At 69.0% G+C, this 24,209-nt stretch carries 19 protein-coding genes; 10 read left to right on the forward strand and 9 right to left on the reverse strand.

The window, feature by feature from the left end:
- The first annotated feature begins 8 nt into the window (after positions 1–8).
- Positions 9–1,310 carry a protein kinase gene (locus DL991_RS13585; RefSeq protein ID WP_125784551.1) on the forward strand — a complete coding sequence of 434 codons (1,302 nt, stop codon included), beginning with the start codon at positions 9–11 and terminating at the stop codon, positions 1,308–1,310.
- A 166-nt stretch (positions 1,311–1,476) separates the two neighbouring features.
- Here DL991_RS13585 and DL991_RS13590 read toward each other — a convergent pair whose 3' ends face one another.
- The 3 genes from DL991_RS13590 to DL991_RS13600 all read right to left on the reverse strand — a co-directional run bounded on the left by DL991_RS13590 (position 1,477) and on the right by DL991_RS13600 (position 3,937).
- A complete protein-coding gene (locus DL991_RS13590; protein WP_125784553.1) occupies positions 1,477–2,511 on the reverse strand; it encodes a LacI family DNA-binding transcriptional regulator in 1,035 nt (344 codons plus the stop codon).
- The gene (locus tag DL991_RS13595) at positions 2,512–3,156 is read right to left on the reverse strand and encodes a flavodoxin family protein (RefSeq protein ID WP_125784555.1); all 645 of its coding nucleotides are present in this window, start codon (positions 3,154–3,156) and stop codon (positions 2,512–2,514) included.
- A 76-nt stretch (positions 3,157–3,232) separates the two neighbouring features.
- Positions 3,233–3,937 carry an alpha/beta fold hydrolase gene (locus tag DL991_RS13600; protein WP_125784557.1) on the reverse strand — a complete coding sequence of 235 codons (705 nt, stop codon included), beginning with the start codon at positions 3,935–3,937 and terminating at the stop codon, positions 3,233–3,235.
- 125 nt (positions 3,938–4,062) lie between these two features.
- Here DL991_RS13600 and DL991_RS13605 point away from each other — a divergent pair, with 125 nt between their 5' ends.
- From DL991_RS13605 to DL991_RS42625, 5 genes are all read left to right on the forward strand, one after another.
- Positions 4,063–4,623, forward strand: a complete 561-nt coding sequence (locus DL991_RS13605; protein WP_125784559.1) for a TetR/AcrR family transcriptional regulator — start codon at positions 4,063–4,065, stop codon at positions 4,621–4,623.
- A 75-nt stretch (positions 4,624–4,698) separates the two neighbouring features.
- Positions 4,699–6,282, forward strand: coding sequence for an AMP-binding protein (locus DL991_RS13610; protein ID WP_125784561.1), 1,584 nt, complete (start codon positions 4,699–4,701; stop codon positions 6,280–6,282).
- A 391-nt stretch (positions 6,283–6,673) separates the two neighbouring features.
- Positions 6,674–7,303 carry a transposase family protein gene (locus DL991_RS13615; protein ID WP_125784563.1) on the forward strand — a complete coding sequence of 210 codons (630 nt, stop codon included), beginning with the start codon at positions 6,674–6,676 and terminating at the stop codon, positions 7,301–7,303.
- Between the two features lie 120 nt (positions 7,304–7,423).
- Positions 7,424–8,662, forward strand: coding sequence for an HNH endonuclease signature motif containing protein (locus tag DL991_RS13620; RefSeq protein WP_125784565.1), 1,239 nt, complete (start codon positions 7,424–7,426; stop codon positions 8,660–8,662).
- A 196-nt stretch (positions 8,663–8,858) separates the two neighbouring features.
- Complete coding sequence (locus tag DL991_RS42625) at positions 8,859–9,032, forward strand: hypothetical protein (RefSeq protein WP_158634425.1); 174 nt, start codon at positions 8,859–8,861, stop codon at positions 9,030–9,032.
- A 39-nt stretch (positions 9,033–9,071) separates the two neighbouring features.
- Here DL991_RS42625 and DL991_RS13625 read toward each other — a convergent pair whose 3' ends face one another.
- Both DL991_RS13625 and DL991_RS13630 read right to left on the reverse strand, forming a co-directional pair.
- The gene (locus tag DL991_RS13625; RefSeq protein WP_233598828.1) at positions 9,072–10,346 is read right to left on the reverse strand and encodes an MFS transporter; all 1,275 of its coding nucleotides are present in this window, start codon (positions 10,344–10,346) and stop codon (positions 9,072–9,074) included.
- On the reverse strand, positions 10,346–11,731 hold the full coding sequence (locus DL991_RS13630; RefSeq protein WP_199746655.1) for a M20 family metallopeptidase: 1,386 nt from the start codon (positions 11,729–11,731) through the stop codon (positions 10,346–10,348). Before DL991_RS13630 ends, DL991_RS13625 begins: the two co-directional genes overlap by 1 nt.
- A 117-nt stretch (positions 11,732–11,848) precedes the next feature.
- On the opposite strand from DL991_RS13630, the gene DL991_RS13635 reads away from it, so the two are divergent.
- On the forward strand, positions 11,849–12,772 hold the full coding sequence (locus DL991_RS13635) for a LysR family transcriptional regulator (protein ID WP_125784569.1): 924 nt from the start codon (positions 11,849–11,851) through the stop codon (positions 12,770–12,772).
- Here DL991_RS13635 and DL991_RS13640 read toward each other — a convergent pair.
- Positions 12,747–14,330: an FAD-binding oxidoreductase gene (locus DL991_RS13640; RefSeq protein ID WP_125784571.1), complete on the reverse strand. Its 1,584-nt coding sequence runs from the start codon at positions 14,328–14,330 to the stop codon at positions 12,747–12,749. The genes DL991_RS13635 and DL991_RS13640 overlap by 26 nt on opposite strands.
- Positions 14,331–14,427: 97 nt before the next feature.
- Between DL991_RS13640 and DL991_RS13645 the strand changes: the two genes are divergently transcribed.
- The gene (locus DL991_RS13645; RefSeq protein ID WP_125784573.1) at positions 14,428–14,937 is read left to right on the forward strand and encodes an HAD domain-containing protein; all 510 of its coding nucleotides are present in this window, start codon (positions 14,428–14,430) and stop codon (positions 14,935–14,937) included.
- Positions 14,938–15,147: 210 nt separating this feature from the next.
- The gene (locus DL991_RS13650; protein ID WP_370306217.1) at positions 15,148–17,670 is read left to right on the forward strand and encodes a LamG-like jellyroll fold domain-containing protein; all 2,523 of its coding nucleotides are present in this window, start codon (positions 15,148–15,150) and stop codon (positions 17,668–17,670) included.
- A 22-nt stretch (positions 17,671–17,692) separates the two neighbouring features.
- Here the strand turns inward: DL991_RS13650 and DL991_RS13655 are convergent, their stop codons facing one another.
- A complete protein-coding gene (locus DL991_RS13655) occupies positions 17,693–19,348 on the reverse strand; it encodes a DUF885 family protein (protein WP_125784575.1) in 1,656 nt (551 codons plus the stop codon).
- Positions 19,349–19,478: 130 nt separating this feature from the next.
- Here DL991_RS13655 and DL991_RS13660 point away from each other — a divergent pair, with 130 nt between their 5' ends.
- The gene (locus tag DL991_RS13660; protein ID WP_125784577.1) at positions 19,479–20,477 is read left to right on the forward strand and encodes an enoyl-CoA hydratase/isomerase family protein; all 999 of its coding nucleotides are present in this window, start codon (positions 19,479–19,481) and stop codon (positions 20,475–20,477) included.
- Here the strand turns inward: DL991_RS13660 and DL991_RS13665 are convergent.
- Positions 20,465–21,169 carry a hypothetical protein gene (locus DL991_RS13665; RefSeq protein WP_125784579.1) on the reverse strand — a complete coding sequence of 235 codons (705 nt, stop codon included), beginning with the start codon at positions 21,167–21,169 and terminating at the stop codon, positions 20,465–20,467. The two genes, DL991_RS13660 and DL991_RS13665, sit on opposite strands and share 13 nt — an antisense overlap.
- Complete coding sequence (locus DL991_RS13670; RefSeq protein WP_125784581.1) at positions 21,162–24,158, reverse strand: DEAD/DEAH box helicase; 2,997 nt, start codon at positions 24,156–24,158, stop codon at positions 21,162–21,164. Before DL991_RS13670 ends, DL991_RS13665 begins: the two co-directional genes overlap by 8 nt.
- Positions 24,159–24,209: the final 51 nt, after the last annotated feature.

Below are 24,209 nucleotides of genomic sequence, written 5' to 3' on the forward strand. Positions count from 1 at the left end.
GTTGCCCCGTGAACCGGAACGCCATCATCGCCGGTCGTTACCGGCTGGAGCACAAGGTCGGCCGGGGCGCGATGGGCGTGGTGTGGCAGGCGCGGGACGAGCGGCTCGACCGCACGGTCGCGGTCAAACAGCTGCTGCCGGACAACTCGCCGGGTGACGCGCCGTTCCGGTCGATCGTGCGCGCGATGCGGGAGGCCCGGGTCGCCGCGCGGCTCAAGCATCCGCACGCCGTCACCGTCTACGACGTCGTCGAACAGGACGGAACCCCTTATCTGATCATGGAGTTCCTGTCGTCGCGGCCGCTGACGGAACTCCTCGCGGACGACGGCCCGCTCCCAGCGGGCCGGGTGGCGGAACTCGGCGCGCAGATCGCCTCGGCGCTGGCCGCCGCGCACGAGGACGGCATCCTGCACCGGGACGTCACCCCCAACAACATCCTGATCACCGAGGACGGGCAAGCGAAGATCGCCGACTTCGGCCTGTCCCACGCCACGGGCGAAGGGACGATGACCGGCGACGGTCTCGTCGTCGGCACACCCGCGTTCCTCTCCCCCGAGGTCGCTGACGGCGAGGAGCCCGGCTATCCGTCGGACGTGTTCTCCCTCGGCTCCACGCTGTACACCGCGCTGGAAGGCGCGCCGCCGTTCGGCACCGACGGCAACCAGATCGCCCTCCTCAAACGAGTCGCCCGCGGCGAGATCACCGCGCCGCGGTCCACCGGCCCGCTCACGGACGTCCTGCTGCGGATGCTCCGGCGCGATCCACTGGAACGGCCGGACATGGCCGAAGCCGAGCGGATGCTCGCCGCCGTCGCCGACGGCCGTCCGGCGATCCTGTCCGGCACCAAACGGCTTCCCGCGCCCACTCGTCGTTCACGCCTGCCGTTCGCCATCGCGGGCGGTGTGGTCGTGGCGAGCGGTGTGCTGGCAGGCGTCCTCCTGTTCGACGGCGACGCGCCCGAGGCTCCGCAGGCGGCACCGATCGCGACCACTCCCGCCGCGAAACCGGTGTGCGAAGCGCGGTACGAGGTGGCCAATCGCTGGCCCGGCGGCTCGGAGATCCGCGTGTCCGTGCGGAACTCCCAGGACACCCGGCTCACCGGCTGGGAGGTCAGCTGGACCCTGCCGCCCGGCACCCGCATCGCCAATCTGTGGAACGGTTCCCTGGCACAGGACGGCGATCGCGTGCGGGTGTCCGAAGCCGACTGGAACGCGGTCCTCCCCGCCGGCGGGACGACCACCTTCGGCTTCATCGCGACCACCGGCGAAGACGGCGGGGACACGCCGGTCGCGGAGTGCCGGAGTTCTTAGCGGTGGGGGTTGGCGTCCTTCAGGTACTTCAAGCGGACAAGGCGTCGGCACCGTGCCGGTCTCGACCGTCCATAAAGGACACCTTCGAGACAGCGGTGCCTGATTTGGGCCGAACTTTGCGCGGGGGGTCGTGAGTGACGATTCGGGTTCTAACCCTCATTGCCACTCACGACCCCCCGCGCCGAGGAGCGGTGGATTCCCGCGCGTTCAAACGCACGGGGACTTCGATCCGGCGCGGCTCGCCGTCGGACGCCTTCCCCTCGATGAGGTCCATCAACGCCGTGGCCGCGCTGCCGCCCGCCTCGCGGGGATACACGAACATGCCGGTCACCTGCGGTGAGGTGAGCCGGAGCGATCCGCTGTCGACCGCACTGCAGATCCCGAGCGCGCCGGGCACCGCGAGCCTGCGGCGACGGGCCTCGTGGAGGACGCCGAGGGCGAGGTTCTCCGACGTCGTGAACACGGCGTCGGGGCACACCCGCCGGTCGAGCAGCCTGCCCAGCGCCTCCGCCGTGCCTTCGGTGGTCGGCGGTTCGTCGATCTCGGCCACCATCGGCTCCAGGCCCCGGGCCTCCATCCAGCCCCGGTATCCCGCGACCAGGTCCGCCGCGTAGGAGCGGCGGGTGTCGGTGGTGATCATCGCCGGACGCTTGTAACCGTTGTCCGCCAAGTGATCCAGCATCAGCCGCGCGGCCGCGACCAGGTCGTTGTCGACGACGACCGGCACCGGGCACGGCGCCGCCATCGGGCGTCCGACGGTCACCAGCGGCCGGTCACGGCACCAGCCGGTCGCGAAGAACGGCTCGTCCCCACGGGGATCCACCAGGATCGCGCCGTCGACGGCGAAGGCGTTCAGCCGGTCGAGGTCGGCTTCCCTCGGCGTCAGGAGCAAGGCGTACGACCGTTTCGACGCCACTTCGGCCGCCCCGTTGAGGACTTCGAGGAAGTAGTCCGAGTTGGGCACGAGCGCGCACGCGCTGCCGGCGTCGACCGAGTTCGCGAGCTGGATCGCCAAGGTGCGGCTGCGCCGGGTGACCAGCTGCTGTGCGTGCACACTGGCCTGGTAGCCGAGTTCGGCCGCCGCCCGCGCGACGCGCTGCCGGGTCTCTTCGGAGATCCGGCCCTGCCCGCTCAGCACATGCGAGACGGTGGTGATCGAGACCCCCGCGGCCGCGGCGACGTCACGGATGGTCGGCGACACTCAGGCCTCCACGGGCGGTCCCCAAACGCGGTTCGGCCGGTCGGTGTCCAGCCGATAGTCGGTGACGTTGGCGTCGCCCAGCCTACGTCCGAGGTCCGCCGCGGCCTCCAGCGGCCGGGCGGGATCGCACTCCACCTCGCCCCGGCTGTTGCCGACCCCGACCACGATCCCGGCGAGGTCCTGCCGCAGGTACCGGGCGAGTTCCTGGAACTGGGCTTCGAGCCCGAGTGTCGCGCCGCGGTAGCTCTCCTCGCAGGAGATCAGCACGGCGGCGCGTTTGTGCATCAGCCCGGGCACGACTTCTGCGGTATGCGGCGAACTGCCGGAGGTGTAGCAGAAAAGCCGGTCGAAGAAGGACTTCAGCCGACCGGTCATGCCGTACCAATGCAGTGGTGTCGCGTAGACGATCGCGTCCGCCGGGAGCACGTGGTCGAACAGCAGTCGCTCGTAGCCGTCCGCGATGCCGCAGGACCGGTCGCTCAGCCGGCAGTCGCGACAGTCCCCCAGCGGCGACTCGACGAAATCGGAAAGGCGGACGAAGCCGACCGCGTGTCCCGCTTCCTCCGCCCCTTTGGCCAGAGCCTGGGCGAGGGCCCAGGAATTGCCCTCACGACGCGGACTCGAATCGAGCACCAAGACCTTCACGTGGTTCTCCCCGGAGAGACTGCAAAAACGCTTTAGCAGTCTCTCCGGGGAGGTTTCCGCTGTCAAGCGACCGAGGTCAGGCGACCTTGGCTGCCGCCGCGAGGATGACCTCCGCGACGACGTCCGGCCGCGAGACCGAGACGGCGTGCGAAGCGTCGGTCCTGGTGACCTCCGAGCCGGCGCGCTCGGACATGAACGCCTGCGCGGCGGCGGGGATCGCGTGGTCCTGCTCGGCGATCAGCGCCCACGACGGCAGGTTCTTCCAGGCAGGCTCGCCGTCGAACGGCGTGGCGAGCGCGCGCTCGGTGACCGGACGCTGGGTGACCGCCATGACGTCGGCGGTCTCCGCGGGAACGTCGGCCGCGAACACGTCCGAGAAGTTCTCGGGCTTGATCGACAGCTCGCCCTGGGAAGCCAGGACGTTCGTGGTGTCCGGGCCGAGCTTGCCGCCTTCGAACCGGCCGGACAGCTCGAACACGCTCTCCCCCGCCTCCGGCTGGAAGGCGGCGATGTAGACGAGCGCCTTGACGTTCGGCGCGGTGGTGGCCACGCGGCTGATCACCACGCCGCCGTAGGAATGCCCGGCCAGCACCACGGGGCCGTCCACGCCGTTGACGACGTCCGCGACGTAGTCCGCGTCGGACTCGATGCCGCGCAGCGGGTTCGACGCGGCCAGCACCCGATAGCCCTGCTCACGCAGCTTCGGGACGACGCCGTTCCAGCTGGACGAGTCGGCGAAAGCACCGTGGACCAGGACGATGGCAGGCTTCTGGTTGGTCATGGTGGCTCCTTCAAGTCAGGGAGAACGATCGGTCTTTCTTCCTGAACAATGCTTGCCCGGACGAGCTTCCGCAACGTGACGAAGGCGACCTGGTGGAATGACCGTTCTTTCTCTAGGGTTGGAGGATGCCGACTGTCGACCGGGACGTACATCCGAAGATCCGGCTGCTCGAGACAGCGTCACGGCTCTTCTACGCCGAGGGCATCCATGCCGTCGGCGTGGAGCGCCTGGTCTCCGAGGCGGCCGTGACCAGGGCGACGTTCTACCGCCACTACCCCACCAAGGACGACCTCGTCGCCGCCTACCTGAGCACCACGAGCGAGCGGATCCGCGCGGGCGTCGACGCGGTGACCAGCGAAAGATCCGCCCGCGAAGCGCTGCTCGCCGCGCTGGGCATCATCGGCGACCGGACGCTCGACGACGACTTCCGCGGTTGCCCGTTCCTCAACGCCGCGGCCGAATACCCCGATCCCGAACACCAGGTCCGCCAGGTCATCGACGACCACCGGGACTGGTTCTTCGGCGTCCTTCGCGACCTGGCTCGCGACGCGAGCCACGCCGACCCGGACCACGCCGCTCGCACTCTCGTCCTTCTCCGCGACGGCGCGCTTCACGGCGGCAACCTCGATGACGCCGAGACCGTGCGCGCCACTTTGCATCGAGCCGTGGCCGACCTCGTCCCCTGAGCTTCATCGCGTCTTCTCGACGGTCGTAACAAGTGCTACCTTCGCGGGAGGGGGCCGGACCGAGGAGCGGCGACAATGAGGCTTTCTCCCAGCGCGCACGTCGACCCGTTCTGCCGTGACCGGCTGCCGCCCGCCGGGCAGTGGCCGGAGTTCGTGTTCGACCTGCCGGAACTGCGGTATCCCGACAGGCTGAACGCCGCGACCGCACTGCTCGACGACACCGTGGCGCGCTTCGGTCCGGACAGGCCCTGCCTGCTTTCCCTCGCCGAAACGTGGACATACGGCGAAGTCCTGGCCCGCGCCAACCGCGTCGCCCACGTCCTGGTCACCGATTTCGGGGTGGTTCCCGGAGACCGGGTGCTGTTGCGGGGCACCAACACCCCGTGGCTCGCGGTGGCCTGGTTGGCCGTGCTCAAGGCGGGCGCGGTGGCCGTCACGACGATGCCGATGCTGCGGCGTGCCGAACTCGACAAGATCGTCGGCCGCGCGAAGCCCGCACTCGCCGTTTGCGACGAACGCCTGCTGGACGAACTCCCGGCCGATCTGCCCGTCGTGTCGTACGGAACGGATCTGGCCGCCCGTGCGGAGCGACATCCGCCCACGTTCGCCGACGTCCCGACCGCGGCCGACGACGTCGCCCTGTTGGCTTTCACCTCGGGCACGACGGGATCCCCGAAGGCGACGATGCACTTCCATCGCGACCTGCTCGCGATCACCGACACGTTCTCCCGGCACATCGTGCGCCCGACGTCCGGCGATCTCTTCTGCGGCACGCCACCGCTGGCGTTCACCTTCGGCCTCGGCGGCCTCCTGGTCTTTCCCTTGCGTGCGGGCGCGGCCACGCTTCTGGTCGAACGCGCCACTCCGGCGGAACTCGCCGCCATCGTCGCCGACAAGGGCGTCACGGTCCTCTTCACCGCCCCGACCGCGTATCGCGCGATTCTGAACGCCGGCGAAGGACGACTCCTGACCGGAGTGCGCCGGGCCGTCTCCGCCGGCGAATCGCTTCCCGCTCCCGTGGCCGAGCGGTATCGGGAGATCGTCGGACGGCCGCTCATCGACGGCCTCGGCAGCACCGAGATGCTGCACGTGTTCATCTCCGCCGCCGACGACACCGCACGTCCCGGCGCGACCGGGAAGGTAGTACCCGGCTACGAAGCGGCCGTTCTCGACATCGACGGCTCACCCGTTCCCGACGGCACTCCCGGGTTCCTGGCGGTGCGAGGCCCCACCGGCTGCCGCTATCTCGAGGACCCGCGCCAGCAGGACTACGTGCGCGGCGGCTGGAACATCACCGGCGACACCTACGTCCGCGACGCCGACGGCTACTTCCGGTTCGTCGCCCGCAGCGACGACATGATCATCTCGTCCGGTTACAACATCGCCGCGCCCGAGGTCGAGGAAGTCCTGCTCACCCATCCGGACGTGGACGAATGCGCCGTCATCGGCACGCCGGACCCCGACCGCGGTTCGGTCGTCACGGCGTTCGTCGTCCCGCGTCCCGGCGCCGACCCGGGCACGGACCTGGCGCGGGCACTGCAAAACCACGCGAAAGCGACCGCGGCGCCGTACAAGTACCCACGGCGCGTGCGCTTCATCGAAGCCTTGCCGCGTAATGCGAGCGGAAAGCTGCAGCGTTATCTACTGCGGGAACTGTGAAATCGCCGCAGGTCAGTCTCGCCACGCGCACGGCGGTACGGCGAACGCACGACCAGAGGCTAACGAAACTCGAAGGATCGAGCGCAGGTCAGCCTCATACGCCGCGGGGTCGTTGCGCCCCTATCACCCGCAAGTGTCATTAGCGCATCAATAAAGGTGAACTGTCTTCAATGAGCCTTTCCAACCTGGTTTGGGTTGGTGAGGGCGTGTTGGTGTGCTGGGTATGGCGAAGCTCCTGGTAGATGCGTGGAACGACCAAGAACCATGCACTGCCAGGAGCTTCGCTGTGTTGTCTTACCCGTCGGCGATCACGTTGTCCAGCCAGACATCGGCCGAGTTGGCCCGGATCATCCGGGAACACCGGCGCGCGATCGGGTCGGGCTAGCGCCGACTGTCCTGCCAGCGTCAGGCCCTGCTCGTGCCGGCCCACTTGCGCAACGGCGACACCTACGCCCGCCTGGCTGCCGGATTCCGCATCGGCGTGGCCACGGTGTGCCGCTACCTGCACGAAGTCATCAACCTGCTCGCCCAGCGCGCCCCGTCCCTGACCGCCGCGTTGTGGCAGCTCGCCTGGAGCCACAACAACTACGCCATCCTCGACGGCACCGTCATCCGCACCGACCGCGGCGCCGCGAACAAGCCCTACTACTCCGGCAAACACCGCCACCACGGCATCAACCTGCAAGCCCTCACCAACCCCTACAGCCGGCTGCTGTGGATCTCCGACGGACTACCCGGCGCGACCAACGACACCACCACCGCCCGCCGCCAGGACATCTGCGACCTGGCCAACCAGGCCGGGCTCCGACTACTGGCCGACAGCGACTACGACAACATCGCATACGGAGTGATCGCCCCGCACAAAACCACCGAACCTCTCACCAGCCCAAACACCAACTCGGACCCACCTGCAAAGACGCCAGCAAAGCACTGGCAGCGGTACACGGCCGAGGCGAACGCGGGTTCGCCACCCTCAAACACTGGCGTGTACTCACCAGCACCCACCGCGTCACCGCACTAGGCAAAGCCATCCTCACCTCGGACACAACCTCACCTAACCAAGATGAAAAAGGCTCAATACACTTTCGGGAAAACGCCTTTCGACTCGAATGCCTGTTCGATTCGGTGGTATTATGGCCGGGTGTCCAGCCAGCGAATCCTCGAACCGCCACAGGAGTTGTGGCGTGCCGGTGCGCGCGAGCTCGCGCACGGCGTGGTCGAGCGGTTGTCGGTGGCACGACAGGCATTGGCTGAGGTCGGGCAGTTCCTGACGGAGATCGAGTCCCGCGGTCCGATGGAACTCTTCGGGCATGGTTCGACCGCGGGCTGGTTCGCCGAAACCGCCCGCATCAGCCCCAAAGAAGCCCGCGATACCGTGGCGCGCGCGTTGGCGGTGAACGAAAGCCGAAACCTGGACGGCACCCCCGCCCCTGCTTTCGCCCCCATCGCCGGAGCCGCTGCGGCCGAAGGGGAACTCGGGCACCAGCACCTCGACCCACTCCTGGCGGTACTGAAAAAAACCCCCGCCGAGGCATCAGAAGAGGACCGGTCCGGCGCGGAACAGATCCTGGTGAACCTGGCCCGCCACGCCGGCCCCCAGGAGATCATCAACGGTGGCGCGGAACTCTTGGCGCGCCTGGATCCCGACGGGAACGAGCCGAAAGACGAAGACCTGAAACCACCCTCACGCGAGGTCCATCTGCGGAAACGCGACGACGGCTGGTGGCGACTCAACGGCCTCCTCGACCCCGAATTCGGCGCCCGCGCTCAAGCCCTCTTCGACACCTGGGGGCAACGAAGACCCACCGACCACGACGGCAACCGCGACCCCCGCACCCCCGGCGAACGCCACGGCGACGCACTCTTCGACGCCATCCACTACGCCATGACCAACGACAAAGCCCCCACCCTGTCCGGCGACCGCACCACCATCGTCGTCACCATCCCCCTGGAGACCCTGACCTCCGGACTAGGGGCCGCCTGTGTCGACGAGGTCTCCCAGATCACCGCACGCCACGCCCGGATGCTGGCCTGCGACGCCAAAATCATCCCCGCGGTTCTCGGGACCGAGAGTGAACCCCTCGACATCGGCCGCGCCGCCCGCACCGTCACCCCCGGCCAACGACGAGCACTGAACATCCGCGACCACGGATGCGCCTTCCCCGGCTGCCACCGCAAACCCAAACACTGCGAAGCCCACCACCTCTTGCCGTGGAGCGAACTCGGCGACACCGACCTCACCAACCTCTGCCTGCTCTGCCGCTACCACCACATGGTCATCCACGGACAATCCGGCTGGGCAGTACGGATGGCCACCGACGGACGCCCCGAATTCATCCCACCCCAATACCTGGACCCGCTACAAACACTCCGCCGCTGAACCCGAGAAGCCCGCCACCACCGGCGACGGGCCCCTCGGCGTGCCCCGATTCCGAAATCACCGCAAGGCGAGATCACGTAAATATGGACGGCATGACCACCCGTTCTCCGTGGCAAGCCGATGCCTATCTTGATCTCGCCCACCGGACCTGCCCCGGTCGAGCACCGCGAGCACACTGTCGGCGACTTCACCGTCGATGAGTACCTGGCCAACCGGCGCGTCCACTGGCACCTCGTGCCCCTGCCGCCTGGCGTTCCCTACGAACCAGCAGCAGGTCGCGGTGTTCGATCCCGCACGCGGCCATTCGGACATCCCCGGCGACGCTTTGGCCGACCTGGCGCGCCGACTCGGCGAACGCATGACCGGCTGACCACATCTTGTCGTGTCAGCGCCCGTCTTTCCCTCGAATTCAGCGAATCCCGTGGCGCCGGTTCGCCGCGACCAGCGCGACGATGCTCAGCGACGCGGTCGCCAGAAGGTAGTACCCAGGCGAAACCGGCGACCCCGTGGCCGCGATCATCGCGGTCGCGATGGTCGGCGTGAAACCGCCGAAGATCCCGACGGTCGCGTTGTAGGCGAACGAAAGGCCCGTCGCCCTGATGTGCGTGGGGAAGACGTCCGCCATCACCGAGGGAAGCGCGCCGAAGTAGGTTGCCTTCAACAGCCCCAGGATCGTCATCGTGATCGTGAGGGTCAGGAACGACGGCGAGGTCGTGACCCACAGATACAACGGCACGACACCGGCCCCGATCACCACCGCGGCCGCGATCATGATCTTGATACGGCCGTGCCGGTCGGTGAGCAGGCCCATGATCGGCGTCACGACGGTCAGGATGGCGGCGGTGATCATCAGAGCGACGAACGACAGCGAGTCGTCCATACCAAGGTTTTTGATCGCGAACGTCGGCAGCGACTGCAGGATGAAGTTCAGCGAGGTCGAGACGACCAGCGTTCCGCCGGCGATCAGCAGGCCGCCCCAATGGAAGCGGAACAGTGTCCGCACGGGCGGTGACTTCGGCTTATCCGCCTGCTCGGCCGCGGGTTCGTCGACGTGACGCCGGATGTAGTAGCCGACCGGGCCGACGAGCAGTCCGAAGATGAAAGGGATCCGCCAGCCCCACGACGTCATCGCGTCGGCGCTCAGTGCGGCGGTCAGCCCGGCGGCGAACCCGGCGGACAACAGCGTCGCGAAACCCTGGCTGGCGAACTGGAAACTGCCGAGGAATCCCTTGCGGCGATCGTCCTGTTCGATCAGGAACGACGTGGCCGCCCCGAATTCCCCGCCCGCGGCGAAGCCCTGGATCAGCCGGGCGACGATCACGCCGACCGGGGCGAGGAAACCGATCGTCGCGTATCCCGGCATCACCGCGAGCAGGAACGTCCCGGCGACCATCAGCCAGATGGTCAGCACCAGCGCCTTCTTGCGGCCGAACCGGTCGGCGTAGGCGCCGAGCACTAGACCGCCGAGCGGGCGTACGAGGAATGTGATGCCGAAGACCGCGTACGCCTGGACGAGCTGGACGGCAGCGTTCCCGCCGGGAAAGAAGGTCTTGCCGATGTAGGCCGCCATGAGCGCGTACACGGCGAGGTCGAACCATTCGAGCGCGTTGCCGATGGTCGCGGCGGCGATCGCGCGTCGCGTGGACGACGGCGTGCGCGGCTTGGCCATCGTCTGGTCGCTCATCATGCTTCCTCGCCTCGCCGCCCGAGCGCGTGGAACAGCGCCGTGGCGAGGACGAGCCCCTCTCGCGCGATCGGCGCGAGTAGGTGTTCGTCGGGCGCGTGCTGCAGGCAACCGGGATAGGAGTGCGGCAGCCACAGCGTCGGAAGGCCGAGCAGGTCGGTGAAAACGTGGTTCGGCAGTCCCCCTCCGAAACTCGGCAGGATCGCCACCCGACGATCGGAAACCTCGTCGAGGACGCCCTTCGCCCAGCCGACCCACGGGTCGTCCACGGGGGTGCGGCTGGCGAGGAAGCTGCCTTCGGCGGTCACGTCGACCATCGAAAATCCATGCGCGGCAAGGTGTTTCGTGATCGCCTCGCCCACGCGGTCGACGTCGGTGCCCGCGACGTAGCGCAGTTGCAGCATCGCGCGGGCGCGGCCGGGGATGGCGTTGACCGGCCGCTCGATGTCGGCCGCGCCCAGCGAGAGGACTTCGAGGGTGTTCCAGCCGTACAGCCGCTCGGCCGCGGTCAGCCCGGTGTCACCCCAGCCCTCGTCCAGCGCCGGATCCCCTGGCGTGTTCCCGATCTGGAGCGCGGTGAGCGCCGCGCGGACACTGTCCGGGAGTCCTGGCGGCAGGAGTTCCGGCACCTGGACGCGGCCGTGCCCGTCGACGAGACAGGCGATCGCCCCGGCGAGGGTGGTGGCGGGATTGCGCAGGACACCGCCCCAGTTCCCCGAGTGGTAGGCGTCGGGACGGAGATCCACGTCGAGGGCGATGCGGACACTGCCCCTCGCGCCGAGGAACAACGTCGGTGTCGCCGCGTCCAGGCGCGGACCGTCGGACGCGACGAGGACGTCGGCGCTCAGCGCCTCCCGGTTCGCCGCGACGAACTCGTCGAGACCGGGCGAACCGATCTCCTCCCCGGTCTCGAACAGGAACTTGAGGTTGAACCCGAGCGAACCCGTCTCGGCGAGGAGCAGCCTGAGCGCGGTCAGATTGATCAGATGCTGTCCCTTGTTGTCCGCCGAGCCGCGGCCGTACCAGCGCTCGCCGTCGGCGGTCAGCGTCCACGGGTCCCGGCCTTCGCTCCACCGGCCCTCGTGCCCGTCGACGACGTCGGCGTGGCCGTAGCACAGGAGTGTCGGCAGCTCCGGCGACTCGATACGGGTTCCGATCAGGAACGGGCCGCCGGCCGGGTCGGGATTGGGCCGGGTCGCCACGGAACAGCCGAGCGCGGTCAGCGCCGGGGTCAGCACCTCGTCCAGATATGCCTTGATGGCAACGCGGCCGCTCGGATGATCGCTCACAGTCGGATACCGGACAAGGTCGGCGAGCTCGGCGAAGAACGCACCCGAGTCGACGTGCTCCCGGGCTTTCGAGACCAGTCCTGCAGGGATCGCCACGGTATCTCCCGATTCGCTCGTCGAGTATCGCTGAGGAGCGTAAGTCGGTTTGTGTACCCTGACCATTGCCGTTTACTGTGCTCCGCGTTCTCATTGAGGCAAACCTGCGGAGACCTGATGCGACTGCTGCCGATCGCGTTGACGTACTTCCTCGAAGTCGCCCGCACCGGTTCGGTGTCCGAGGCGGCGACGGAACTGACGGTGGCGCCCTCGGCGATCAGCCGTCAGATCGCCAAACTCGAAGCAGGCATCGGGGTACCGCTGTTCGTCCGGCATCCGCGTGGCATGGTGCCGACCGAGGCCGGGAACCGGCTGCTCGACCACGTCCGCCGCAGCGAGGCCGAATCGGCCGTTCTCGTCGACGAACTCCGCACCGGCCGCGGCCTGCACGCCCGGTCCCTCACGGTCGCCTGCTCCGAGGGATTCGCCCGCCGTGTCGTCCCGCGGGCGATCGCGACTTTCCGGCGCGACCACGACGTCACGTTCCACATCGACGTCGTGACCAGGGAGGAGGCGACGCGGCGGGTTCTGGAGGGCGCGGCCGACGTCGCCGTCACGTTCGCGACGGGACCTCAGCACGGTGTGCGTGTCGAAAGCGCGGTCGTCGTCCCGGTGTACGCGATCGTCCCGCTCGATCACCCGCTCACCAGCCGCGACTCCGTGGGGCTCGCCGAACTGTGCGTACACCCGCTCGCACTGCCGACGCCGGGGCAGAGCCTGCGCGACCTGTTCGACATCGCCGCCAGGATCGAGAACCTCACAGCTCATCCGGTGCTGGTGTGCAACGAACTGAGCCCGAAGTACGAGTTCGTCCGCCGCGGCGGCGGAATCACGCTCGTGGGCGGGCTGGGTGACATCGAGGAGGACGCCGCCACCGAAGGAGTGGCCTATGTCCTGCTCGACAACGCCGTGTTCCGCAAGCGCGAAGCCCAGGTGCAGACCATGGCGGGGCGGACGTTGTCCTTGGCTGCCATGCGGTTCACCACGCTGCTGACCTCGTTCGTCCGCTCGCCGGTCAGCGGAGCAGCACCCCGGGATTGAGGATTCCCGCCGGGTCGAGGGCGGACTTGGCGGCGTCGAGCGCGGCGGCGAACGGGTCGGGACGCTGCCGGTCGTACCAGGGCCGGTGGTCGCGGCCGACGGCGTGGTGGTGGGTGATCGTGCCGCCATGGGCCGCGATCGCCTCGGAGACGGCTGCCTTGATCTCGTCCCACTGCTCGACCGTGCTCCCCCAGCGCCCGGCCGCGTAGATCCCGTAGTAGGGCGCGGGACCGTCGGGGTAGACATGGGTGAAGCGGCAGGTGATGACACCGGCACCGCCGCACACCTCGTCGATCGCGGCACGGGCTGCCGAAGTGATCGCGTCGTGGAATTCCGGGAAGCCGTCCCACGTGCACGCGGTTTCGAACGTCTCCACGATCAGCGAGCGGCGGGCCAGTGCGTCGCGTTGATAGGGCATGCGCAGGAACGACGATCGCCACGTCGACGCACTGTCCTGGCCGGAGGAATCCTTGCCGCGCCTGGTTTTCACGATTCCATCGTGGCCCGCGGTCACTTCGAGCGCGCGGTCGAGCCAGGGGTCGACCGGATGATCGGCGGATTCGAACCCGATCAGCAGGAGGCCACCCCCCACACTCGCGCCCGCGTTGATGAACGCCTCCGCCGGGTCGAGCAGACGGCAGTTCGACGGGTACAGCCCGGACTGCGCGACCGCGCGGGTGGCGGCGACCGCGTCTTCCTGCCGTTCGAAGGCGACGGACGCGGTCACTTGCCAGACCGGCCGGTCCTGCAGGCGCATCCAGGCTTCGGTGATCACACCGAGCGTTCCCTCGGAGCCGAGGAACATCCGGTCCGGCGAGGGGCCGGCGCCCGATCCCGGCAGGCGCCGGGATTCGCTGATCCCAGCGGGTGTGACGACACGCAGCGATTCGGTGAGATCGTCGATATGCGTGGCAAGGGTGGCGTAATGCCCGCCCGCACGGGTGGCGAGCCAGCCGCCGAGCGTCGAATGGGCGAACGACTGCGGGAAATGCCGCAGGGTCAGCCCCAGCGGGCGAAGGCGGTCTTCCAGCGCCGGTCCGAAGATCCCGGCCTGGATCCGGGCCGCGCGGCTGACCGTGTCCACTTCGAGTACGTCACCCAGGCCCGCGAGATCCATCGAGATCGCCGGCCCGTCGAACCTCGGTTCGACCCCGCCGACCACGGAACTGCCGCCACCGTAAGGAATCAGCGGGGTGCTTGAGGTCGTGCACCAGTCGAGGAGGTCGACGACGTCCTGTTCCGTGCGAGGGCGGGCGACCAGGTCCGGCACGTGGCCGAGCCGTCCGAGCAGGTTGCGGACGACATCGCGGAACGCCTTGCCCCTGGCGTGGGACAGCCGATCGGCGGGAAGGTCGCTGCACAACGCGGCGAGCGCCGCGGGTGGACGGATCCGCGATGCCGGGACGTCGAGCGCCGCGGGGTCCGGCGGGGCGTGGTCGGTGAAGTCGTGAGCGGGCAGCACACCCGAGGTGCGGGCGACCAGTGCGTCGGACTCTTCCCTGGACAGTGCGCCGGCGGTGGTGCCCCAGCCCCACCAGGAACGCTCCTCGGTCGGCATCGATGCCTCCCTCCGATCTGACTCGCCAGTAAGTTACCTATCGGTCAATTATTGTGTCAACGCACCGCGACGACGAACACCGATAACGTGTGCCGTCGTGGCCCCAGGTCCTCTGATCTACCTCGACGTCGACGGCCCGCTCATCCCCTTCGGGCTGGAGCCTTCGAGCTACCCCTTGTTCGGACCGTCGCCGCAGGATGACGAGAACCCGCTTCTCGGCAGGCTCGACCCGTCGCATGGCTTGCGCCTGAAAGCTCTTCCCGGCGAGCTGATCTGGGCCACGACCTGGCTTCAGGACGCCAACGACTCCCTCGCCCCCAGACTCGGCCTCCCCCGCCTGCCAGTGGTGGACTGGCCGGAGCCGTCCGACACCGACGAGTTCGACGCCCGCATCGGCCTGCACTGGAAGACCCGCCCTCTACTGGACCACGCCCAGGACCGTCCGTTCGCGTGGATCGACGACGAGCTTTCCGACATCGATCGCGACTGGGTGTCCGGCAACCATCCCGGACCGGCCCTCCTGCATCGGGTCGATCCCCGGCGCGGCTTGACCAGCGCCGACTACCGGAAGCTCGCCGAGTGGCTGCGGGAAACCTGCCTTCCCTGACACACAGGACAGCTCTTCCACCCAGGACCGATTCGAGGCCTTCGACGCTTTACAACGTTGTATCAACGATGTAAAAACATCCTGACGGCCGCCCGTGGCCCGGCTCACACCGATTCCCCGGCCACGGCGTCGTGGTTTCACGCCTGCACAAGTCCAGCGGGAGGCGCACCTCCGCCGAGGCGGCCGCCCCCGGAGAAGGGTGTCGAGCAGATGTTGTCAACGTTGTCACCACACCGCTCCCGAAAGCCGAGACGCTTCCGGAAATCACTGGTCACCGCGGTCGCGGTGGTCTCCGCCCTGGCGATGACGCCGGGAGCCGCGACGGCCGCGGAGAGCGGCTGGAAGATGGGCAAGCCGCGCCTGACGACGCCGTGGACGAACCAGGTGTCGCCCTCGAACGCGTTGCCCGAGTACCCGCGGCCGCAGCTGGTGCGCGAGAACTGGCAGAACCTCAACGGGGTCTGGGAGTTCGCCGGCGCCGCCCCCGGCGAGGTCCCGCCCTTCGGCGAAAAGCTCGCCGAGAGGATCCTGGTCCCGTACCCCACCGAATCGGCGCTTTCCGGAATCCAGCGGCATGAGGACTTCATGTGGTACCGGCGCACGTTCACCGTGCCCAGGAACTGGAACGTCGGCAGAGACAACACCCTCCGGATCAACTTCGGCGCCGTCGACTACAAGGCGAAGGTCTACGTCAACGGCAAGGAGGTGGCCGCGCACCAAGGCGGCTACGGCGCGTTCTCGGCGGACGTGGCCTCGGCGCTGAAACCCCAGGGAGAGCAGGAGATCATCGTCGGCGTCGAGGATCGCGCCGACGCGACCTGGCAGCCCGTCGGCAAGCAGCGGCTGGTCCCCGACCGCGGGATCTTCTACGAAGGCGCTTCGGGCATCTGGCAGACCGTGTGGATGGAACCGGTCGCGGCGAAGCACATCGGCACGCTCGGCATGGTCCCCGATCTCAAGTCCTCCACGCTGAAGCTCACCGTCGACACCGGCGGGAACTCCGGGCTGACCGTCGAGGCCGTGGTCCGCGACGGCCGGAAGGTGGTCAGCCGCAGCAAGGCGTCCGCTGCCGGGACGATCTCCCTTCCGGTGCCCAAGGCGAAACTCTGGTCACCGGATTCGCCGTTCCTCTACGACCTGGACGTCGAGCTCAAGGACGGCCGACGCACCGTGGACAAGGTCTCGTCCTACTTCGGCATGCGCGAATTCGGCACCGCGAAGGGCGCCGACGGCAAACTCCGCTTCACCCTCAACGGCAAGATCCTGTTCCTACAGTCCACTTTGGACCAGGGGTACTGGCCGGACGGCATCTACACCGCGCCGACCGACCAGGCGCTGCGCTTCGATCTCGAACAGCACAAGGTCCTCGGCTTCAACACGGTCCGCAAGCACATCAAGACCGAACCCGACCGCTGGTACCACCACGCCGACAAACTCGGGCTGCTGGTCTGGCAGGACATGCCGTCGATGCGCACCGGCGGGCCCCCGCCCGCCGACGCTCAGCGGCAGTTCCAGGTCGAGCTGAAGGAACTGGTGGAGCAGAAGAAGAACTGGACCTCGATCGTCGGCTACGTGCCGTTCAACGAGGGCTGGGGCGAATGGTCGCGCGAGACCACCGGCAAGATCGCCGACGACGTCAAGGCCCAGGATCCGACGCGGCTGGTCAACGCGCACAGCGGCGTCAACTGCTGCGATTCCCTCGGCGACTCCGGCAAGGGTGACGTCATCGACTGGCACGCCTACCCTGGCCCCGCGAAGCCGATGCCCGACGCCAAGCGGATCTCGATCGACGGCGAACACGGCGGCTACGGCCTCGAAGTCGAGGACCACATGTGGTTCGGCGAAGGCCACGCCTACGAGATGGTGAAGGACCAGGCGACGCTGAACAGCCGCTACGTCCAGAACCAGCGCGACGTGCTCGCGTCGGCGCAGAGTTGCGGCATCAGCGGCTCGATCTACACGCAGATCACCGATGTCGAGCACGAGGTCAACGGTTTCTTCACCTACGACAGGCAGGTGAAGAAGATGGACTTCGCGCAGGTGCGCGCGGTCAACCAGGCGATCATCCGTAACGCCGACGGCAGTGGTTCCGGCGCACCCGACCCGGGTCCCGGCACTCCGGGACTCGCCGGTGTGCACGCCTACAAGTTCAACGAGGGCACCGGATCCAGCGCCAAGGACTCGGTCGGCACCGCGCACGCCACGCTGATCAACACGCAGTGGGCAGGCGGTATCGAAGGCGGCGCGCTGGCCTTCACGGGCAACGGCCAGGCCGACACCGGGGCGAATCTCGTCGACACGGCGAGCAGCTACTCGGTCTCGGCGTGGGCGAAGCTGGATGAAGCGAGCGGCGCCTTCCAGACCGTCGTCAGCCAGGACACCGGCCGCGACAGCGCGTTCTTCCTGCAGTACTCCGGGCAGGATCAGCGGTGGGCGATGAGCTTCGTCGGCCTCCGCGCCTTGTCGCCGGAGAAGCCGGAAGTCGGCCGCTGGTACCACCTGACCGGGGTCCGCGACGCCAAGGCGGGCACGTTGTCGCTGTACGTCGACGGCCAGAAGGTCGCCTCACAGAACGCCTGCTCCGCCGCACCGAGCACCGGACACACCGTGGTCGGCCGCGGCCAGTACGGCGGTCAGCAGGTCGACTTCCTGCGTGGCGCGGTGGACGACGTCCGGCTGTACGACCGGCCGCTGTCCGACGCCGAAGTCGCGATGCTCGCGAAGCGCGACTGAGCTCGCTCGCGCGGCGCCGGGGTCACTCCCGGCGCCGCGTGCCTGCCACCCACTCCCGCACTATGTCGCTGAGCACGGGCAACGGCACCTGCCCGTTCCTCAGCACCACGTCGTGGAAGTCCCGGATGTCGAACGCCTTTCCCAGCTCCTCCTCGGCGAAGGCGCGCAACCGCTGGATCTCCAGCCTGCCCGTCATGTACGACAGCGCCTGACCGGGCCATTCGATGTAGCGGTCGGTCTCCGATTGCACCTCGACATCGCTGAGCACGCACTGTCCGGCGAGGTAGTCCACGCATCGCTGCCGGCTCCAGCCCAGCGCGTGCAGTCCGGTGTCGACGACGAGCCGCGCGGCGCGCAAGGAGTCTTCGGCGACCATGCCCAGCCGCATCACGTCGTCCGAGTACAGCCCCATCTCGTCGGCGAGCCGTTCGGTGTAGAGCGCCCAGCCCTCGTCGAACGCCGAGAGCGGGACGAGCCTGCGCAGCCGCGGCACTCCGTCGAGCTCGTAGGACACACCGGCCTGGAAATGGTGCCCTGGAACGGCTTCGTGGAAGGCGACGGACTCGGCGATGAACCGGAACCGCTCGGTCACCCGGTAGGTGTTGGTGGAGTAGACGCCGGGGCGGCTGCCGTCGGCCGACGGCGGCATGTAGTACGCCTGCGCGGCGGAGGGCCCGTCCGCTTCCGGCACGGCACGCACGACGCATTCGGCCGACGGTATCCGCCGGAACCAGCCAGGCGCGGCGGCCGCGGCCCGCGCGACCGCTTCCGACGCGGTCGTGATCATCTCGTCCGCGTCCCGCCAGCGCAGCGACGGATCGGTGCGCATCCGCAGCCGGACCGCAGCGGGATCGTCCTCGCCGAACACGGCCGCACCGAGCCGCCGGTACTCCTCGTCCAGCGCCCGGCCGAGTTCGAGACCGGTCTCGTGCAGTTCCTCCGGCGAGACCCCGGTGGTGGTGTGCGTCTTGACCAAGCCGGCGTAACTCGCCTTGCCGCCCTCCAGCCAGCAGAGACCCGGCCGGTCGTCGGGGCGGCCACGTCCGGCGATCTCCCGGGCGAGCACCTCGCGATAGGCGACGAGCGCCGGTCGCACCTGCTCGGTGAACAGCCGCTGCCGTCGCGCGACACGGTCGCCGGTCAACGATGGGACGAGCACCGGGTGGCGTTCGGCGGCCAGGATCCGGTCCAGGTAGTCGACGGCGTTGTGTACCGCGCGTTCCACCGGGGTCCGGCCCGCCGCGACCCCGGCACGGTGGCGCTCGGCCAGTGCCGCGAAGAACTCCGGGAAAGCGGCCAGCCTGTCCAGATAGTCCTCCTCCGCCTGTTCCCCCGACGGCTCCAGCTGCGGAAGCCACGCCAGCACCCCGATCCCCTCGGCCACCATCGGATCGGCGAGGATGAATTCCGTCAGCCGCGAATCCAGCCTGGTCAGGAGCGATTCCGCGTGATGAGTGACGACCCCCAGGGTGATCCGGTCCGGATCGGTGGACCGGGCGGCCTGCCCGGCGATCCGGACGGCGCGCTCGCGCAGCCGGTCGTCGCCCGCCTCCGACACGTCCCGAAGTTCGTGGTCGTGCCCGGGGACGTTGTCGAACGTCGCCATCAAAGGGAGCTCGGTCGCGAGGACGTCGAGAAGTTCGTCGGCCAGCTCCGCCGCGGTGGGCTCATCGCTCATGACCGATGACTACCAGACCGTACCTCGCACCCGCTGGCAGTTATTAGCACTAGCAAAGCACCGACTTCCCCGTCCGAGGCGTACGCCACAAGCTCCACATAGTCGGACTTCCGACTTTTAGGGTGGCTTCGTGAACGACGTCCAGTTCCTCGTCGAGAGCGGAATCGGCCGGATCACGCTGAACCGGCCGCGTGCGCTGAACTCGCTGAACCATGGCATGGTCCTCGCCATGCTCGACCACCTCGAAGCGTGGCGCGCCGACCCCGGAGTCCGCGCCGTGCTGATCGACGGCGCCGGCGATCGCGGGCTCTGCGCCGGCGGCGACATCCGCGCCATCTACGAAGACGCGCGCGGCGGCGGCACCGCGTCGTTGCGGTTCTGGGCCGACGAGTACCGCCTCAACCTCCTGATCTCGCGCTACCCCAAGCCGTATCTCGCACTCATGGACGGGCTCGTGATGGGCGGCGGGGTCGGCGTCTCCGCGCACGGCAGCCACCGGATCGTCACCGAACGCGCCCGCGTCGGCATGCCCGAGACCGGCATCGGTTTCGTCCCCGACGTCGGCGGCACGTATCTGTTGTCCCGGACTCCCGGCGAACTCGGGACGCACATCGCGCTCACCGCCGGGGCGATATCCGGGCCCGACGCGATCCACTGTGGACTCGCCGATCACTTCGTGCCCAGCGAACGGATCCCGGACCTGCTCGACGCGCTCACGTCGCGCCCCACGGACGACGCGCTGGAGCTGATCTCCGAGCCCGCGCCGCCGAGCGCGCTGGCCGCGGACGCTGCCTGGATCGACCACTGCTACGCGGCGGACACCGTCGAAGAGGTCCTGGCCCGGCTTCACGCCGGGGGTGACGCGGCCGCCACCGCCGCCAAGGAGATCGAGGCGAAGTCGCCGACCGCGCTGAAGGTGACCCTGCGGGCGCTCCGGTCGGCGGCGGCGATGCCCGACCTGGAAACCGTGCTGGCGCAGGAATACCGGATTTCGGCCCACGCACTCTCGACCGCCGAGTTCGCCGAAGGCATCCGGGCGCAGATCATCGACAAGGACCGTGCGCCGAAGTGGTCGCCCGCCACTCTGTCCGAAGTGGACGACACGATCGTCGACGCCTACTTCTCCTGACCGGTGATCGCCCGGTAGAGCGGCCGCAGCAGGGCGGTGACCGATTTTCCGTCCACTGTGGCCTTGAGCGGCGGGACCTCGTCGAGCAGCCCCAGCGGATCACCGGCGGGCGGGCGTCGCCTGTTCGTGACGTCCCCGGCCGGGCCCCAGCCGAAGAAATCGTCCATCACCTCGTCGAGCCCTGCTGTTTCGTCTTCCGCGGCGGGAGCTGTCACGCGCGCACCCGCCTGCCGTCCGATCTCTTCGAGCAGCGTCGCGCGATCGCGTCCGCGGAGCGTGAAGATCGAGAACGGGTCCGTGTCCGCTTCGAGAGCGATCAGGCCCGCGACGAGGTGATCGCACGGGACGCGGGTGCCGGGACACGTGCAGTCCAGCGACAGTTCCCACGCCGCCTCGGGGAACAGCGGCACCTGCTCGGCGGCGAAGAAGCGATCGATGCCGTCCGGGACCCGTCCGTCGAGCAAGGCGGTCCTCGTGGGCTCGTCCGCGACGACGGCGGCGGCGACCGCCGTCCACACCTGTTTGCCGAACGCCGGCAAGCCGATACGGACCTCGTAGAACCGTTGCCTGGTCACCCGGACCCTGGCGACGGCTGCCCCCGGCCCGAGCATGAGCGTATCGACCGTGCAGGGCGGCACGAGTCCTCTGTGGACACCCAGTTCGTCGAGCGCCCGGCGGAATCCCTCAGTCATCGGCCGCCTCCCGGCCGAGCGTGAAGACCTCGCGCAGCGAATCGGTGGACAGCTCGGTGAGCCAGTCCTCCCCGTCGGTGACGACGAGATCGGCCAGCGCCTCCTTCTTGGTGATGACTTCGTCGATCCGTTCCTCGATGGTTCCGGGACAGACGAACTTCCGCACCTGGACGCTGCGCCGCTGGCCGATGCGGAACGCGCGATCGGTGGCCTGTTCCTCGACCGCCGGATTCCACCACCGGTCGAGATGCAGGACGTGGGTGGCGGCGGTGAGGGTCAGCCCCGCTCCCCCTGTCTTCAGCGACGCGAGCAGGATCGACGGCCCCTCGCCCGACTGGAAGTGCTCGACGATCGAGTCGCGGCGCCGCTGCGACAACCCGCCGTGCAGGAAGGCGATCTTCACGTTCAGCCGGTGCGAGAGATGCGGCACGAGCAGGTGGCCGAACTCGGCGAACTGGGTGAAGCACAGCGCGCGATCGCCCGAGTCCAGGATCTCCGCCAGGAGTTCTTCGAGCCGGTCGACCTTGCCGGAGCGGTGCCCGATCGGCGAACCGTCGTGCAGCAGATGCGCGGGATGGTTGCAGATCTGCTTGAGTTTGGTGATCGCGGCGAGGATGTTGCCGCGCCGTTTGACCCCGGCGCTGTCGGCGATCTTCGTCATCATCTCGTCCACGGTCGCGCGGTACAGCGTCACCTGTTCGCGGGTGAGGCGGTATTCCTGCAGGATCTCGATCTTCTCGGGCAGGTCCGCGAGCACGGTGGGGTCGGTTTTGAGGCGCCGCAACAGGAACGGCCGGGTCAGCCGGCGCAGCTCGGTGGCCGCGGCGAGGTCGCCCCGGCGCTCGATCGGCACCTCGAACCGCTCACGGAACTCTTGCCTGCCACCGAGGACGCCGGGGTTGAGCAGATCCGAAAGCGACCACAGGTCGGCGAGCCGGTTCTCCACCGGCGTCCCGGTCAGTGCGACCCGATGCCCGGCCGGGATCCGGCGCAAGGCCTGCGCGGGTCCGGTGTTCGCGTTCTTGACCGCCTGCGCCTCGTCGAGTACGAGCCGGTGCCAGCGGATGGCGGCGAGTTCGTCTGCGTCGCGGGCGGCGGTCGAGTAGGTGGTGACGACGAGATCCGCGCCCTCGATCCGCACGCGGCCGCGATCGGCGCCGTGATGGAGGTGGACACGCAACTTCGGGGCGAATTTGGCGGCTTCCCGTTGCCACGTCCCGAGCAGCGACATCGGACAGACCAGCAGCGTCGGTCCCGTATCGTCCTGCGCTCTCTCCATCGCTTCGAGCGCGAGCAGCTGGACGGTCTTGCCGAGCCCCATGTCGTCGGCAAGGCAGGCCCCGAGCCCGATCGACGCCATGAACGAAAGCCAGGCGACACCACGGCTCTGATAGGGCCGCAGCGTCGCCGCGAAGGTCGGCGGCAGCTCGATCGGCTCGATCGTGCGCTGGAGTCGTCCGGCGAGGAAGTCGTCGATCCAGCCGTCGGTGGTGACTTCGGTGACCGGCAGCGGCGCTTCGAAGCCGCCTCGGAGCAACGCCAGCAGGTCCGCCGGGGTGGGTAGCGGCGGTTTCTCGCGATCCGGCTCGCGACGGAGGTACTCCAGGCCGGCGCGCAGCAGCTCGGGGTCCACGCTCACCCACCGGCCGCGCAGCCGCACCAGCGACGACTTCGCGGCGGCGAGCCCGGCGAGTTCCTCGTCGGTCAGCGCGTCCTCCCCGACGGCGAGCGCCCAGCGGTAGGAGGCGAGCTGGTGCCGCCCGAGCCGGTGCACGGCGGCCTGGTCGACGGGCGCGCCGCGGACGGACAGTTTGAGCGCGAGTTTCCGCCGGCCGCCCCAGCTCGCCGGGAGCTGGACGTCGAACCCGGCCGCGACCAGTCGCTCCGCGCCGCCGTCGAGGAACTCCACGGTTTCGGCGACGGTGAGGTCGTAGATGCCCGGCTTCTCGGCTTCGACCGCGGGGCGGAGCAGCGGCAGCACCTCGGCGGCCCGCTCCAGCTCGGCGGCGAAGAGGCCTTCGGGGTCGGTGAACTTGGCGCCCGCCTTGCCGGACCAGACGTCCTCGGACGGGAGCAGAAGACTGGGGTCGGCCGTGGAGCGCAGGAGGAAACGCAGCTGCCACTTGGTCCCGTCGCCGGTCTGGTCGTCCGGGTCGTCGGCCGGGCCGTGCAGCGTCGGAACCTCGTCGAGCCGGACGCAGACGGTGCCCTCGGTGAGGTCGGTGTCGCCGACGGCGTCCCAGGCGGCGATGCCCTCGGCGACGATCCCCATCCGTCCGGGCGACTGGCCGATCCGGTCGTCGGCGCTCTTCAGCGCGTGGAGCCACGACCCGAACGGGCCTTCGCGCCCGTCACTTTCCTTGGCGTGTCCGGCGGCGGCCAGCCGGTCGCGGACCGCGGCGTCGACCAGGGTGCGGAGCGCGTCGGTGACGAGCGCCGCCGGATCCGGTCCGGGGTGTTCGGCCCGGCCGACCGGTGGGGTGGCCGCGATCAGCGCCCGGACCGCGACCGCGTCGCCACCGCGGGCCACCGGCCGCCAGCGCGCCCGCGCCACGATCTCGTTCCGCACGAGCGTGGGAAGCACCCGGCCGCGGCGCACCAGGTCGTCCGCCAGCCGCACGACGGCGCGAAGGTGACGGACGGAGGTGCCGTAGCTGACCGTGTCGGCCAGGTCCCCCAGCTCGGACGGGTCGATCAGGAGCGCGGGCACCGACCAGGGTTCCAGCGTCAGTTCCCGCTGCGGACGGCCCCGCGCGCCCAATTCGGGCGAGGCGACCGGTCCGCCGCGCCGTGACGGCAGCAGCAGGACGGCCGACGCCGGCTTGCCGGGATGCAGGGCCGTCAGATCCGCGACCGACGCGGCGAACGGATGCGGCCGGGCCGCGCTCGACGGCCGCATCGACGTCGTCGCCGGGCGGTCGCCGTGCTCACCCCACAGCACGATCCCGCGGCCACGGGACCACAAGCCGTGCACGACGAGTGGCGACATGATCCCCCTTCCGCGGTCTGGTCCTCCCAGCATGCCCGGGACCGATCAGCG

The organism is Amycolatopsis sp. WAC 01375 (assembly GCF_003947325.1).
In the GTDB taxonomy this organism is placed as follows: Bacteria; Actinomycetota; Actinomycetes; order Mycobacteriales; family Pseudonocardiaceae; genus Amycolatopsis.

Coding starts and splice junctions, on each gene's coding strand:
- DL991_RS13600 (WP_125784557.1), bottom strand. CDS start 3,937: ATGACCAACCAGAAGCCTGCCATCGTCCTGGTCCACGGTGCTTTCGCC.
- DL991_RS13605 (WP_125784559.1), top strand. CDS start 4,063: ATGCCGACTGTCGACCGGGACGTACATCCGAAGATCCGGCTGCTCGAG.
- DL991_RS13610 (WP_125784561.1), top strand. CDS start 4,699: ATGAGGCTTTCTCCCAGCGCGCACGTCGACCCGTTCTGCCGTGACCGG.
- DL991_RS42625 (WP_158634425.1), top strand. CDS start 8,859: ATGAGTACCTGGCCAACCGGCGCGTCCACTGGCACCTCGTGCCCCTGC.
- DL991_RS13625 (WP_233598828.1), bottom strand. CDS start 10,346: ATGAGCGACCAGACGATGGCCAAGCCGCGCACGCCGTCGTCCACGCGA.
- DL991_RS13635 (WP_125784569.1), top strand. CDS start 11,849: ATGCGACTGCTGCCGATCGCGTTGACGTACTTCCTCGAAGTCGCCCGC.
- DL991_RS13640 (WP_125784571.1), bottom strand. CDS start 14,330: ATGCCGACCGAGGAGCGTTCCTGGTGGGGCTGGGGCACCACCGCCGGC.
- DL991_RS13650 (WP_370306217.1), top strand. CDS start 15,148: ATGTTGTCAACGTTGTCACCACACCGCTCCCGAAAGCCGAGACGCTTC.
- DL991_RS13655 (WP_125784575.1), bottom strand. CDS start 19,348: ATGAGCGATGAGCCCACCGCGGCGGAGCTGGCCGACGAACTTCTCGAC.
- DL991_RS13665 (WP_125784579.1), bottom strand. CDS start 21,169: ATGACTGAGGGATTCCGCCGGGCGCTCGACGAACTGGGTGTCCACAGA.
- DL991_RS13670 (WP_125784581.1), bottom strand. CDS start 24,158: ATGTCGCCACTCGTCGTGCACGGCTTGTGGTCCCGTGGCCGCGGGATC.